Consider the following 13,336-nt stretch of genomic DNA (forward strand, 5'->3'; position numbering starts at 1 on the left):
TTCGAGGGGGAGGGAACAGGTTGAGCAAGCAGCGAGCCCAAACATTGACTCGCAGGCTTTGCTCGCCTGGTACGACCGCCACGCGCGGGTGTTGCCGTGGCGGGCCCGGAAAGGACAGCGGCAGGAGCCGTACCGGGTCTGGCTGTCGGAGATCATGTTGCAGCAGACGACCGTGAAGACGGTCGGGCCCTATTACGCCAAGTTCCTGGCGCAATGGCCGACGGTGACCGCGCTGGCTGCGGCGAAGCTCGATGACGTGCTGCGCGCCTGGGCCGGGCTCGGCTACTACGCCCGCGCGCGCAACCTGCACGCTTGCGCCGTCGCGGTTGTCGAGCGGCATGGCGGCGTCTTTCCGGACACGCTCGACGGTTTGCGCGATCTGCCCGGCATCGGCGACTACACCGCGAGCGCGGTGGCGGCGATCGCCTTCGATGCCGACGCGGTGCCGGTCGACGGCAATGTTGAGCGCGTGGTGACGCGGCTCTTCGCCATTGAAGAGGCGTTGCCGGCGGCGAAGCCGCGCATCAAGGAACTGGCGCTATCGCTGTTGCCGCCGTCGCGCTCGGGCGACTTCGCACAGGCGATGATGGATCTCGGCGCGACCATTTGCACGCCGAAGAAGCCGGCGTGTTCGCTGTGTCCCTGGAACGATGTCTGCCTGGCGCGAGAGCGCGGCGATCAGGAGACGTTTCCGCGCAAGGCGCCCAAGCGCGAGGGCAAGCTCAGGCGCGGCGCGGCCTTCGTCGTGCTGCGCGCCGATGGACACATCCTGTTGCGGACGCGGCCGGACAAAGGCCTGCTCGCCAAGATGACGGAAGTGCCGGGCAGCGCTTGGACGCACGATTTTCAATTGAAGGACGCCGAAGCGGCAGCGCCCTTGGACGCGGCATGGCGCCGGTTGCCCGGCACGGTCACGCATGTGTTCACGCATTTTCCGCTGGAGCTGACGGTGTTCGCGGCCGAAGTGCCGCGCGCAACCAAAGCGCCGGAGGGCGCACGCTGGGTGAAGCTTGCTGAGGCGCATGCCGAGGCGCTGCCGACCGTGATGCGCAAGGTGCTGGCACACGCGTTGGAGTAACGCTCGAACCTTGTCCCGTCATCCTGAGGTGCGAGCGCAGCGAGCCTCGAAGGATGAACGGCCGTGGACTGCCCGCCGTCGCCCTTCGAGGCTCGACGCTTCGCGTCGAGCACCTCAGGGTGACGGCTCATTTACGCGGTGTAGTACGCGTCGTTTACCCGAACGCCGGTATCCCGGCCGCGGCGACCAGCATCGCGTTTTCGGTCTTTTCGAGTTCGCGCTGGCTCGGCTTGCGGCGCGCCAACGCCTTCTTGTTGATCTTGCGCTTGGCGATGCCGTTCAGCTTCTTGTCCGTCGCTTTCTCTTCCTTGAGGTTCATCGCCAGCAGTTTGGCGACGTCGGTGTGGCCGAGCAGCCGGGCCCAGGCGACCAGCGTGCCGTAGCGCGTGATCTCATAATGTTCGACCGCCTGCGCCGCGGCGATCAGCGCCGCGTTGAGCACCATCTTGTCGTCGATTTCGCCGGCGATCTCGTTCGCTTCCTGGATGATGCCGTCGATGGCGGGGCATTTGGTGCCTTCGGGCTTCATCTTCAGCTTCTTGAATGCCTGGTCGAGCCGTTTGATCTGAGCCTTGGTCTGCGTCAGATGCGCGCGCAGGCCCTTCTTCAATTCGGCGTCGGACGCCTTGGCCACCATATCCGGCAGCGATTTCTGGATTTGATGTTCGGCGTAGTAGATGTCCTGCAGCGAATGCACGAACAGATCGTCGACGTTGTGGATGTCGGATGAAAACCAGCCCATGGGTCGCCTCCCGCGTGTGTTCGCAGCACTAAAGCTTTGTTCCCCGTCCGGGTTCCCAAACGGGGCAAAGATCGCTAGCAAGGCCCCGGATTTAACTTTCGACACGAGGGAAGAGCATGAGCATTGAACGTCACGAAGTCGGCGCGCGCATGAGCAAGGCGGTGGCGCACGGCAACACCGTCTATCTGGCGGGCATCGTCGCCAACGAGCCGAAGGGCAAGAGCGTCACCGACCAGACCAAGGACATCCTGGCCCAGATCGACGGACTGCTCGCCAAGGCCGGCACCGACAAGTCGAAGCTCCTGACGGCCAATATCTGGATCACCGACATGGCCAACTTCGCCGAGATGAACGCGGTGTGGGACGCCTGGGTCTCGGCCGGCAACACCCCGGCCCGCGCCACGGTCGAGGCCAAGCTCGCGACGCCCGACTACAAGGTCGAGATCATGGTGGTGGCGGCGCGCTGAGGGGCGTCTGACTGTTGTCCCGGGCGAGCGAGCTTTTGCGAGCGAGGCCCGGGACGCATTCGCCGCGGCATTTCGACCGGGCGCAGCATATGGGTCCCCGCCGGCGCGGGGACGACGACACGCTACTCCGCCGCTTCGCTCATCTCCTCGCGCACCTTGGCGCGGAAGGAGTCGATCGGCGTCAGGCCCTTCGGCGTCTCGATGTGCCAGAAGGTCCAGCCGTTGCAGGCTTCCAGGCCCTGGGCGAGCGCGCCCATGCGGTGGATGGAGCCGACGTTGCTACCGATGCTGATGGCGCCGTCGGCGCGGACGATGGCCTTGTGCCGCTTCTTGGCGTCGGTGAGACGCGCGCCCGGCGTGACGAGACCGCGCTCGATCAGCGCCGAGAACGGCACGCGCGGCGCTTCGCGCGCCGTCATGAACGGCGCGATCGACGGCGCTTCCAAAGGCTGCATCTCGTCGATGCGCTTCTGCGCCGCCTTGGCGTATTTCGCTTCGCGCTCGAAGCCGATGAAGCGGCGGCCGAGATGCTTGGCGACGGCGCCGGTGGTTCCGGTGCCGGAGAACGGGTCGATCACCAGATCGTCGACGCGCGACGACGACAGGATGACGCGCGCGAGCAGCGACTCGGGCTTCTGCGTCGGATGCAGCTTCTTGCCGTCGGCGCCCTTGAGGCGTTCTTCGCCGGTGCAGAGCGGGATAGTCCAGTCGGAGCGCACCTGCACATCGTCGTTGCCGGCTTTGAGCACTTCGTAATTGAACGTGTAGCCCTTGCCCTTGGTGTCGGGCGACGCCCAGATCAGCGTCTCGTGCGCGTTGGTGAAGCGACGGCCGCGGAAGTTCGGCATCGGATTGGTCTTGCGCCAGATCACGTCGTTGAGGATCCAGAAGCCGAGATCCTGCATGATCGCGCCGACGCGGAAGATGTTGTGATAGCTGCCGATCACCCAGATGGTGCCGGACGGCTTCAACACGCGCTTGCAGGCGCGCAGCCAATCTTTTGTGAAGGTGTCGTAGGCCTCGAAGCTTGCGAACTTGTCCCAATCGTCGGTGACGGCATCGACATGCGAGTCGTCCGGACGCTTGAGGTCGCTGGCAAGCTGGAGATTGTAAGGCGGGTCCGCGAACACCAGATCGACGGAAGCCGCGGGCAGCTTGTTCATCTCGGCGACGCAGTCGCCAAGCACGATACGGTGCTGCGGGAGAGGCTCAGAAACAACACGGGGCGCCCGAGAGGGCGCCCCGCGACGCGACACTACCATGACTCAAAACTCTGACTCAGGCGACGCGGTCGGCGACGCGGGACCTACAACCGACACGCAGGACTATGGCCCTCCAAAGTGAAAAAACGGTTTATGGTTTGTCACTCGAACTGGGCAAATTCTGCCTATTTAACGAGAGGTTACGGGGTGCGGTGGGAACTTTCTCAATGTCACTTAGATTGCATTTTAAAGCTGCCTTTGGCGCGCCTTAGAGTTTCCCGATAGGTTTGCGCTGCGAACGGAGAAGAATGCGATGCGCTGGGACGATTTTCGCCGAAGCGACAATGTCGAGGACGACCGCGGCGGCGGTGGTGGTTATGGCGGCGGCGGCGGGTTCGGTCTGCCGATTGGTGGCGGTGGCTTGGGAATCGGCACGATCGTCGTGCTCGGTATCATCGGCTGGGCGCTCGGCATCGATCCGAGCCTGCTGATTGGCGGTGCCGAGGTACTCAGCGGCGGCAACAATGCGCGCTACGAGCAGCAGGTGCCGTCCAATACGCAGCGCGGCGGCACGCCGAGCGATCAGATGGGGCAGTTCGTCGCCGCGGTTCTTGGCAACACCGAAGACGTCTGGACCAAGATCTTCCAGGACAATGGGCAGACATACCGCGCGCCGCGGCTGCGGCTTTACTCGGGATCGGTGCAAGGCGGTTGCGGTTTTGCGCAGGCGGCGATGGGGCCGTTCTATTGCCCGACCGACCGGCGCATCTACCTCGACACCTCGTTCTTCCGCGACATGCAGGTGCGCTTCAGAGGGTGCAGCGGCAAAGCCTGCGAGTTCGCTGAAGCCTATGTGATCGCGCACGAGGTCGGCCATCACGTGCAGAACCTGCTCGGCATTCTGCCCAAGGCACGGCAGGCGCAACAGGCGGCCGGCAGTAAGGCGGAAGCCAACCGCATCCAGGTGAAGATCGAATTGCAAGCCGACTGCCTCGGCGGCGTTTGGGCCTATCACTCGAATCAGCGCTGGAAGTCGATCGAGCCGGGCGACGTGGAAGCGGCGCTGCAGACGGCCTCGGCGATCGGCGACGACCGCTTGCAGAAGCAGGCGCAGGGTTACGTCGTGCCGGATGCCTTCACCCACGGCTCCTCGGCCCAGCGTCAGCGCTGGTTCTCGACCGGCCTGAAAGAGGGCAAGGTGTCCGCCTGCAACACGTTCGCAGCGGCGTCACTGTAAGGGACGGCACCATGCCCGGTATCGACGAGAGCAAGAACTTCGTGCCGGTGAAGATCGCGGTGCTGACGGTGTCCGACACGCGCGCCTTCGCCGACGACAAGTCCGGTTCGACCTTGGTCGAGCGTCTTGAGAAAGCCGGGCACGTGCTCGCCGACCGCAAGATCGTCAAGGATGACGTCGAGGCCATCCGTGCGCAGGTGAAGGCCTGGATCGCCGACAAGAATGTCGATGTGGTGATCACCACGGGCGGCACCGGCTTCACCGGCCGCGATGTCACGCCGGAAGCGGTCGAACCTCTGTTCGAGAAGCGGATGGAAGGCTTCTCGATGCTGTTTCTGATGGTGAGCTATCAGAAGATCGGCACCTCGGCGATCCAGACCCGCGCGACGGCGGGCGTTGCCAACGCGACCTATATCTTCTGCGTGCCCGGTTCTCCCGGCGCCTGCAAGGATGCCTGGGACGAGATCCTGGTGCATCAGCTCGATTATCGCTACCGGCCGTGCAACTTCGTCGAGATCCTGCCGCGGCTCGACGAGCATCTGCGCCGCGCGAAGGCGCAAGGCGCGACGGCGTAGCAGTCGTTGTCGTCCCCGCGCAGGCGGGGACCCATACGCCGCAGCCTCTCTCCGCCTCATCCTGAGGAGCATCGCGTAGCGATGCGTCTCCAAGGATGGCCGGATGTGGCTCACGCGATCGAGCGCACGACGCCGCCGTCGACGCGCAAGGCGGCGCCGGTGGTGGCCGAGGCCTGCTGCGAGCAGGCATAGACCACCATGTTGGCGACTTCCTCGACCGTCGCGAGGCGCTTGATGATCGACGACGGCCGGTGTTGTGCGATGAATTCCTTTTCCATCTGCTCCTGCGCCACGCCTTGCTCCTTGGCCATCTTGCCGAAGAAGTCCGAAACGCCGTCCGAGCGCGTCGGACCCGGCAGTACCGCGTTCACAGTGACGCCGGTGCCGGCGAGCGACTCGGCGAGGCCGCGCGAAATGGCGAGCTGCGCCGTCTTGGTCATGCCGTAGTGGATCATCTCCACGGGGATCTGCAGGCCGGACTCGGACGAGATGAAGATAATGCGGCCCCAGCTCTTCTTGCGCATGCCCGGCACATAAGCGCGCGACAGCCGCACACCGCTCATGACGTTGGTGTCGAAGAAGCGCTGCCAGTCGGCGTCGGGGATTTCCTCGAACGGCTTCGGCTCGAAGATGCCGACATTGTTGATGAGGATGTCGGTCTCTGGCACGGCGCGCACGAGCGCGTCGGCGCCTTCGGCGGTGGCGAGATCGGCGACGACCGTGTCGACCTTGGCCTTCGGCAGCGCGGCGAGCAGCGCGTCCTTCGCCTTCTTCACCGAGGCTTCAGAGCGTCCGTTGAGGACCACATCCGCGCCGGCTTCGGCGAGGCCTTTGGCGATGGCAAAGCCGATGCCGAGCGTCGACCCGGTGACGACGGCGCGTTTGTTGGTCAGATCGATTTTCATGGGGGGTGCTCGTAAGGGAGGGGAGGGTCCGACGGACAGGACATAGGGCCGCGGCCACGCCGCTCCAAGGGGCCGGTCAGGGAAAGTTGCGGGCTTCCTTATTGTCCACGGGCGCCGAGCGCTTTCTTGCGACCGATCCGCCGTCGATTTGGCGCAAGATCTCCGCTGCAAAGGCCGCCGCGAGCGGCTGCCCGGTCATCTCCTCGAGCCAGTACCATTGGCCGTTGGGATTGAGTTCGGGGAAGTGCCAAACGCCGTCGCCGTCGACGGCGAAATCAAACGCGCCGAAGCGCAAGCCGAAATGCGCGCACATATCGCGGCATGCACGGGCGATGGGCGCGGGCGCCTCCAACGCCGTGTATCGGATATCCTTGTAGTCGTTGACGCGGCGAACATCGGCAGCGGTCGCCGCAATATGGCTCGCGTCCAGCTTGGTCGCGAAGACGCGATCGCCGATGACGTTGAGACGCACGTCATACTGACGCGCCACGTATTCCTGAATGATGCAGGGCGAGTGCTTGATGCGGGTCCATCGCCTGCGGATGTCGGCATCGACCAAGGACGTATACATGAAATGGGCCGTGCTGGGGGTTTCGATGATGGCCCGGTACAGCGCCTTGATGACATGGCGCGCGCCTTTGCCATGCGTGAACGTCTTGGCGCTCGTGCTGTTGGAGGTGATCAGGGCCGGCGGCACGCGCAGGCGAGGGTCGCGCGTCGCCCAATGCAGTTGCGCGGCCTTGTATGACGCACGTGCTACCGCATCGGGCGCATCGAGCCACGTGCCGCACAGCGCCCACAAGGCGCCGAACAGCGCATGCGAAAATTCCGAACGCGCGAAGGCCTGTTCACCGCGGCTCATGTAACGGATGGCCGTCGGATAGGCGCGGCGATTCCAGATCAGCGAGCAGGACGTGATCGTTTGCCGGCCCACTTTGAGGCGGCCGGCGCCGGGATCAAAGGTGATCGTCCGGCGCCAGAGCGCGATCTGGTCGAGACAGTGCGCGGTGACTCCGGCCGACTTCAGCGGCCGCAGCACCGCGTCGACGTGCTTGTCGGTCGGCGAGCCGACGACGACAAGGTCGACGTGCATTTCAGAAGTCGAGGCCGGCCGGGGTATCGAGCACCGTGCCGTTCGGGCCGGTGCAGTATGTTGCGGCGGTCCAACCGGCACGTATCTGCTTCAGCTTCGACAGCACTTCCTTGTCGGAGACGTTGGACGGCACATGGACCGTGACGGCCATATTCGCGAGCAGCGACCTGAATTTGCCGCGCCCGCCAGCCCGCTTGGTCCGTGACGTTTTCTTCGCGCCGCGTTTGGCTCTTTTCATGGCTACCCCTCCCGGCTTGGCTATCTGCACATCGGGAATGATAGCAGTAATTCTACATTACAACCAGGGGTTACGAGGCGGCTAAAGCCGCAAATCCCAGTATTCCGCGACGACGTCCTGGCCCCAGGTGTGCCGCGGCTCGCTGGAGGTGAGGGTGAAGCCCGCCCGCTCGTAGATGTGGCGCGCCGCGGTCAACACGCTGTGCGTCCATAGGGTGACCTGCTTGTAGCCGGCGGCGCGGGCGAAGCCGACGCATTCGTCGACCAGGCGTTTGCCGATACCGAGCCCGCGTCCTTTCGGATCGACCAACAACAGGCGGATACGCGCGACCTCGTCGGAGTCCCGCACCAGGAAGATGGACCCGACCGGCTCGCCGTGGCGCTCGGCGATCCAACAGCGCTCGCGCGCCGGATCGTTCTTGTTGGCGAAGTCGGCGACGATCTGCGCGCACAGCCCTTCGAAAGGTTCGCCCCAGCCGTATTCCTCAAGATAGAGCTCGGCGTGGCGGGTAACGACCCAGCCGAAGTCGCCGGGTTTGGGATTGCGCAGCGTGTAGGCGAGTTCATTGTCGGCCTGGCCGGCATGACCGAGGAGGCGTTCGATCTCACTCATCGCGGCGACCACCCGCGCCTGTTCGGCCTCATTGAGATGCGCCAACATGCCGGCGACCTGGACTTGCGATTTCTTCTCGAGAGGCGCGAAGGTCTTGCGGCCGCGCGCCGTCAATGTGAGATGGCTCTGCCGCGCGTCCTTGGCCGAGGTCTCGCGGCTGATAAGGCCTTGCTTCTCGAAATGTCGCAGCACACGGCTGATATAGCCGGCGTCGAGATCGAGCGCGCGCGCGATGTCGCTGGCGGTGGGACCATCGCCGCGGAAGATTTCGTACAGCACCCGCATCTCGCCAAGCGAGTAGGGGCTGTCGAGATAGCCTTTGCGCAGGACGCCGATCTGGCGCGTGTAAAAGCGATTAAATCGCCGAATGGCGGCGATGCGATCCGGCCCGGGCTCGGACATACGTTCGTTATTCCTTTTGTGGTGTCGGCTTGCCGCGACAAGCGCGAAAAAGGCTGCGCGCGGCCGCTTCGATTGCTTCCTGCCGCAGGCGGTGCGCTTGCTTTCGATAGGCCGCGTAATCGTGGGGTGCGTGCGAAGCGGACGACGCGGATGTCGCGCTAGCCACCGGCCGCGTTTCGGCTAAAGCCGTCGCCCGCAAGCCTCCGTCGATAACCGTTGCGCCGGCCATGGCGGCGTTCCTTCCAGTTGGATGACAAAGTCAACCTTATAATTGACTTTGTCAAGTAACTGTCGGGCGGCTTGTAAGCGGCGGGCAGCGCGCGGCTCGGCGATCTATGCGGAGGTCAGCGCGGCGGCCGGGCGCCGACGGGCAACATGGCGAGACGCCGCCGGCCGAGCTTGCGGAGCAGGGCCGCTTCAGCATCGTTGCCTGCGGGATGCCCGCCGACGCTGTCGTAAAGGCGGCGGGGGATGAGCAGGCCCTGTTCGGGGCGCGCGCCGCCGACCAGCGTGGCGCGCAGAAGCGTCAGCAATTCCGCCCAGGCCGGCCGTAGGGCGTCGGCCGCGCTCGAGGGTCTGAATATGGCCGCGCGCGGGGCTTCGCTTGCGCTGGTGGCGGCCATGAAGTTTTCCGCGGCGGCGACCCAGCCGGGCTCCGGGACGGTGCCGGGCCGCAGAAACAAAAGCCAAGGCGTGCGCGTGCTCGCGGCCGCGGCGCGCAGGCGTCCGCCGACCGGTTCGCGCGAGCTCATGAACCGGCAGCCGGCGATGTCCGCGACCTCGGCCGTCTCGTCGGCGGAGGCGGCATCGGCGATCACGACCTCGGTCAACAGGCCGGCCGTGGCGCCCGGCACCAACGCGGCGAGCGTCGGGACCAAAGGCCGTTCCGATTCGTGTGTGGCGATGATGGCGCTGAGCATGGAACCGCGACTGTGACGTCCAGGTTGCACCACATCATGTGGCGGTTGTCGACCTCGCCACGAAATCAAGTCGGCTTTTGATTAAAACGGAACCGTCGAAAAATGTTCTTGTTATGTTCACATTCAGCCACTAGGTTCTGGCCATGGCTCGACCAAACGCAGCCCAGAAGCGCCCGTCGGTGAAGGAGCTGCCCTCCGCATCGGCGGGCGCGCATGGACCGACAAATCCGTATGACGATGTCAGCGAATTGCTCGGCGTTGTGGTCGAGCATGAGCGCCGGCGCGGTCGTGGGGCGCAGAGCAATGCCGTCGGCCGTTACGAGCCGCTCGCCCGCGTCGCCTTCGACGACGGCTGGCAGTCGCTCGAAGACCTGCCGCCGTTCAAGACCACGGTGCAGGTCGATGCCTCGCGCAAGATCATCACGCGCAACGATTCCCCCGACATCGGTTTCGACCGCTCGATCAATCCCTATCGCGGCTGCGAGCACGGCTGCGTCTACTGCTTCGCACGGCCGACGCATGCTTATCTCGGTCTGTCGCCCGGGCTGGATTTCGAATCCAAGCTGTTCGTGAAGCCGGAGGCCGCCGAGCTGTTGGAGCGCGAGCTGTCGTCGCCGAACTATCAGCCGAAGGTCATCGCCATCGGCACCAACACCGATCCGTATCAGCCGATCGACCGCCGCTACCAGGTGATGCGGCGCATTCTCGAGGTGCTCGACCGCGCCGGTCATCCGGTCGGTATCGTCACCAAGTCGGCGCTGGTGTTGCGCGATCTCGACATTCTCGCGCGCATGGCGGAGCGCAAGCTGGCCAAGGTCGCCTTGTCGGTGACGACGCTCGATGCGGAGTTGGCGCGCAAGATGGAGCCGCGCGCGGCGACGCCGATGCGGCGGCTCGAGGCCTTGCGTCGGTTGTCGCAGGCCGGCGTGCCGACGACGGTGATGGTGGCGCCCATCGTTCCCGCGCTGAACGACATGGAGATCGAGCGTATCCTGGAGGCGGCGGTGACCGCCGGCGTCAAGGAAGCGGGCTACGTGCTGCTGCGGTTGCCGCTCGAGGTGCGCGATCTGTTTCGCGAGTGGCTGATGGCGAATTATCCCGATCGCTATCGGCATGTGATGAAGCTCATCCGCGACATGCGCGGCGGCAAGGATTACGATTCGACCTGGGGTAAGCGCATGAAGGGCAGCGGCCCTTATGCATGGATGATCGGCCGCCGGTTCGAGCTGGCCTGCGAGAAGCTCGGCATCAACAAGACGCGGACGGCCTTGTCGACGCAGGCGTTCCGCGCGCCGAAGGCCGGCAGCGAGCAACTGAACCTGTTCGAGTCATGAACGAACCGAACGCCGTTTTGTCGTTGGTGACGTTGGGCGTCGCCAATCTCGGCCGCAGCATCGCCTTTTACGAGGCGCTCGGCTTTGCGCGCCGCGCGCGCGACGCCGAGGGTGTTGGCTTCTTCCAGGCCGGCGCCTGCGCCTTCGCGGTCTGGTCGGTCGCGGAACTGGCGAAAGATTCGCGGCACACGGCGAGCCACGTGCCGGTCGATTTCCGCGGCGTCGCGCTGGCCTGGAATTGCGCGACGGAAACGCAAGTCGATGCTGCCATTGCGCGGGCGTGGTCGGCCGGCGCGACCATCCCAAAGCCGCCGGAGAAGACGTCCTGGGGCGGCTATGCCGGCTACTTCAAGGATCCCGACGGCCATCTTTGGGAAGTGGCGCATAACCCCGGCTTCCCGCTGACGGAAGACGGGCGGCTCACGTTGCCGGATTGAATGATCTGCTCGTCCCCCCGCCACTCCCGTGCGCAAATCGGCGACAGCCGACTTGCGCTGGGGACCCAGCGCGCAAATGCAAATTTGTCAGGGCGTGCTGGATTCCCGCTTTCGCGGGAATGAGCGGAGCATACGACGACGCGTAGCCGCGCTAATTGATCTTCAGATCGAGCGCCTTGACCATCCGGCCCCACTTCTCGACCTCGGCCTTGAACAGCGCTTCGGCCTGATCCGGCGTGCCGGTCATCGGATCGAAGCCGATGCTCGTCAGCTTTTCCTGCACGGCGGACGATTTGATGGTGTCGTTGATCGCCGTGTTCAGCGCGGCGACGATCTTCGGATCGGTCTTGGCCGGTGCGAACACGCCGATCCAGGACGAGGCTGTGTGGCCCGGAAAGCCGGCTTCCTTGAAGGTCGGCACGTTCGGCACGACGGCGGCACGCTGCTCGTCGGCGATGCCGATGCCTTTGAGTTTGCCGGCGGCGACCTGCGCGGCTGCGCCGCCGCCGAGCGTCGTCGCCCAGACGTCGATCTGATTGCCGAGCGTCGCGTTCATCGCCGGCGCGCCGCCCTGGAACGGCACATGCGTCGCCTGCACCTTGGCGATGACCTTGAAGAAGTACTCGGCCTCGATGTGCGAACCGCTGCCGACGCCGGCCGAGCCGAAGGTGATCGGCTTGTCCTTTGCCGCCTTCACCAGGTCGGCGACGTTGTTGGCGGGGTTGTTCGGATTGGTGACCAGCGATTCGGGGCTCGAGGCGGCGATCGCCACCGTCTTGAGCTCGCTGGCCGAGAATTGTTTGGTGTCGCGCAAGGTCTCGTTGATGGCGATGGCGGTGGTCGTCACCAGCAGCGTGTAGCCGTCGGGTGCGGCATGCGCGACCAATGCGGCGGCGATGTTGCCGCCGGCGCCGCCGCGGTTCTCGACCACGACGTTCTGCTTCAGCCGCTCGGTCAGCCCCTGCGCGATGAAGCGCCCGACGGTATCGGCCACGCCGCCCGGTGCGAAGGCGACGACCAATGTGATCTTGCCGGAGGGATAGGCGTCGGCGGCCTGCGCCGGTGCAGCCAGCAGCGCCAGCGCGACGGCAGCAAGCGTGTGGCGAAGCGGTCGGACGAGCATGAGCAGTTCCCCCTGGCGTCGTTCTTGGCGCTCGGACGGCGCAAGGAATCGACTATTCCAATCGCGCGGTCAGGACAAGGAATCGATGGCAGCGACGCGGGGCGCGGTTCCGCGCGGCGCCCCTTCCAATCCCCGGATTTCACAAGGCAAAATCAGTGCGATTGACTTCGCGGGCGTTGCGCGCGACTTCTCGCCGATGCCCCCGCGCAAAGCCAAAGCGAGCCAAGGTCTGCCGCTGAAAGAGCCGGTGCTGCGCCCGACGTTCCGGCGCGAGCGGCGCTGGCTGACGCAAGGCGTCTGGCCGATCGCCGGCTGCGACGAGGCGGGGCGGGGACCGCTCGCCGGCCCGGTGGTGGCCGCGGCGGTCGTGCTGGATCCGACCCGTATTCCGCGCGGTCTCAACGACTCCAAGAAGCTGGACGCGGAGGCGCGCGAGAAGCTCTACGCCAAGATCTGCGCCAGCGCCGAGGTCGCGGTCGCTTTCGGCTCGACCGATCGCATCGACCGCGACAACATCCTGCGCGCCTCGCTCTGGGCGCTGGCCCGTGCCGTCAAAGCGCTGCCGGTGCGGCCGAAGATGGTCTTCGTCGACGGCAACATGAAGATCGACTGCGGTTGCGACTGCGAGGCGGTGGTGTCGGGCGATGCGCTGGTCATGTCGATCGCGGCGGCCTCGATCGTCGCCAAGGTGACGCGGGACCGGCTGATGGCGCGCGTGGGCTTGGCGCATCCCGGCTACGGCTTCGAACGCCACATGGGCTACAGCGTGCCCGAGCACGCTGCCGCGCTGCAGAAGCTCGGGCCGACCATCCACCACCGCAAGTCGTTCGCGCCGGTGGCGGCCAAGCTCGCCGCCTTAAACGCCGACTTGAACGCCGACTTGGGGGCGCCATCGGACGCGATCGCGTCCACGTTATTGCCTCTTTAGGCCGCGTTCTTTATTCCTTTTCTTTCTTGTCCCTCCGCGTAAG

General features: G+C 65.3%; 15 protein-coding genes and 1 pseudogene. 7 read left to right on the forward strand and 9 right to left on the reverse strand.

Features of this window, described 5'->3' with window-relative positions; translation table 11 throughout:
• The first annotated feature begins 43 nt into the window (after positions 1-43).
• Positions 44-1,078 (forward strand): A/G-specific adenine glycosylase, encoded by a 1,035-nt coding sequence (gene mutY / locus DW352_RS24320; protein WP_245434512.1) that lies wholly within the window; start codon positions 44-46, stop codon positions 1,076-1,078.
• A gap of 244 nt (positions 1,079-1,322) precedes the next feature.
• Here mutY and DW352_RS24325 read toward each other — a convergent pair.
• Positions 1,323-1,820, reverse strand: a pseudogene (locus DW352_RS24325) (YciE/YciF ferroxidase family protein); the annotation flags it as partial.
• A 116-nt stretch (positions 1,821-1,936) separates the two neighbouring features.
• On the opposite strand from DW352_RS24325, the gene DW352_RS24330 reads away from it, so the two are divergent.
• Complete coding sequence (locus DW352_RS24330; protein ID WP_115693752.1) at positions 1,937-2,287, forward strand: RidA family protein; 351 nt, start codon at positions 1,937-1,939, stop codon at positions 2,285-2,287.
• A 122-nt stretch (positions 2,288-2,409) separates the two neighbouring features.
• Here the strand turns inward: DW352_RS24330 and DW352_RS24335 are convergent, their stop codons facing one another.
• Positions 2,410-3,549, reverse strand: a complete 1,140-nt coding sequence (locus tag DW352_RS24335) for a site-specific DNA-methyltransferase (protein WP_115693753.1) — start codon at positions 3,547-3,549, stop codon at positions 2,410-2,412.
• 253 nt (positions 3,550-3,802) lie between these two features.
• Between DW352_RS24335 and ypfJ the strand changes: the two genes are divergently transcribed.
• Together ypfJ and moaB are read left to right on the forward strand one after the other, a co-directional pair.
• Positions 3,803-4,726 (forward strand): KPN_02809 family neutral zinc metallopeptidase, encoded by a 924-nt coding sequence (gene ypfJ, locus DW352_RS24340; RefSeq protein WP_115693754.1) that lies wholly within the window; start codon positions 3,803-3,805, stop codon positions 4,724-4,726.
• An 11-nt stretch (positions 4,727-4,737) separates the two neighbouring features.
• Positions 4,738-5,301, forward strand: coding sequence for a molybdenum cofactor biosynthesis protein B (gene moaB, locus DW352_RS24345; protein ID WP_115693755.1), 564 nt, complete (start codon positions 4,738-4,740; stop codon positions 5,299-5,301).
• A 110-nt stretch (positions 5,302-5,411) separates the two neighbouring features.
• Here moaB and DW352_RS24350 read toward each other — a convergent pair whose 3' ends face one another.
• The 6 genes from DW352_RS24350 to DW352_RS24370 form a co-directional block, all read right to left on the reverse strand.
• Positions 5,412-6,206, reverse strand: a complete 795-nt coding sequence (locus DW352_RS24350) for an SDR family NAD(P)-dependent oxidoreductase (RefSeq protein WP_115693756.1) — start codon at positions 6,204-6,206, stop codon at positions 5,412-5,414.
• Positions 6,207-6,282: 76 nt separating this feature from the next.
• Entirely contained in the window at positions 6,283-7,299 is a 1,017-nt protein-coding gene (locus tag DW352_RS24355) for an MvdC/MvdD family ATP grasp protein (RefSeq protein WP_115693757.1), read from the reverse strand.
• A gap of 1 nt (position 7,300) precedes the next feature.
• Positions 7,301-7,537: a hypothetical protein gene (locus DW352_RS24360; RefSeq protein ID WP_115693758.1), complete on the reverse strand. Its 237-nt coding sequence runs from the start codon at positions 7,535-7,537 to the stop codon at positions 7,301-7,303.
• Between the two features lie 81 nt (positions 7,538-7,618).
• A complete protein-coding gene (locus tag DW352_RS24365) occupies positions 7,619-8,551 on the reverse strand; it encodes a bifunctional helix-turn-helix transcriptional regulator/GNAT family N-acetyltransferase (protein WP_115693759.1) in 933 nt (310 codons plus the stop codon).
• Between the two features lie 7 nt (positions 8,552-8,558).
• Positions 8,559-8,780 (reverse strand): hypothetical protein, encoded by a 222-nt coding sequence (locus DW352_RS27000; RefSeq protein WP_162827176.1) that lies wholly within the window; start codon positions 8,778-8,780, stop codon positions 8,559-8,561.
• Between the two features lie 115 nt (positions 8,781-8,895).
• Complete coding sequence (locus DW352_RS24370) at positions 8,896-9,471, reverse strand: glycosyltransferase family protein (RefSeq protein ID WP_115693760.1); 576 nt, start codon at positions 9,469-9,471, stop codon at positions 8,896-8,898.
• A gap of 143 nt (positions 9,472-9,614) precedes the next feature.
• Here DW352_RS24370 and DW352_RS24375 point away from each other — a divergent pair, with 143 nt between their 5' ends.
• Entirely contained in the window at positions 9,615-10,805 is a 1,191-nt protein-coding gene (locus DW352_RS24375; protein WP_115693761.1) for a PA0069 family radical SAM protein, read from the forward strand.
• On the forward strand, positions 10,802-11,242 hold the full coding sequence (locus DW352_RS24380) for a VOC family protein (protein ID WP_115693762.1): 441 nt from the start codon (positions 10,802-10,804) through the stop codon (positions 11,240-11,242). The genes DW352_RS24375 and DW352_RS24380 overlap by 4 nt, the downstream gene beginning before the upstream one ends.
• A 151-nt stretch (positions 11,243-11,393) precedes the next feature.
• Here the strand turns inward: DW352_RS24380 and DW352_RS24385 are convergent, their stop codons facing one another.
• Positions 11,394-12,365, reverse strand: coding sequence for a tripartite tricarboxylate transporter substrate-binding protein (locus DW352_RS24385; protein ID WP_115693763.1), 972 nt, complete (start codon positions 12,363-12,365; stop codon positions 11,394-11,396).
• A 196-nt stretch (positions 12,366-12,561) separates the two neighbouring features.
• Between DW352_RS24385 and DW352_RS24390 the strand changes: the two genes are divergently transcribed.
• A complete protein-coding gene (locus DW352_RS24390) occupies positions 12,562-13,293 on the forward strand; it encodes a ribonuclease HII (RefSeq protein WP_245434236.1) in 732 nt (243 codons plus the stop codon).
• Positions 13,294-13,336: the final 43 nt, after the last annotated feature.

Origin of the sequence: Pseudolabrys taiwanensis (assembly GCF_003367395.1) — a bacterium.
GTDB classification, from domain to species: Bacteria; Pseudomonadota; Alphaproteobacteria; order Rhizobiales; family Xanthobacteraceae; genus Pseudolabrys; species Pseudolabrys taiwanensis.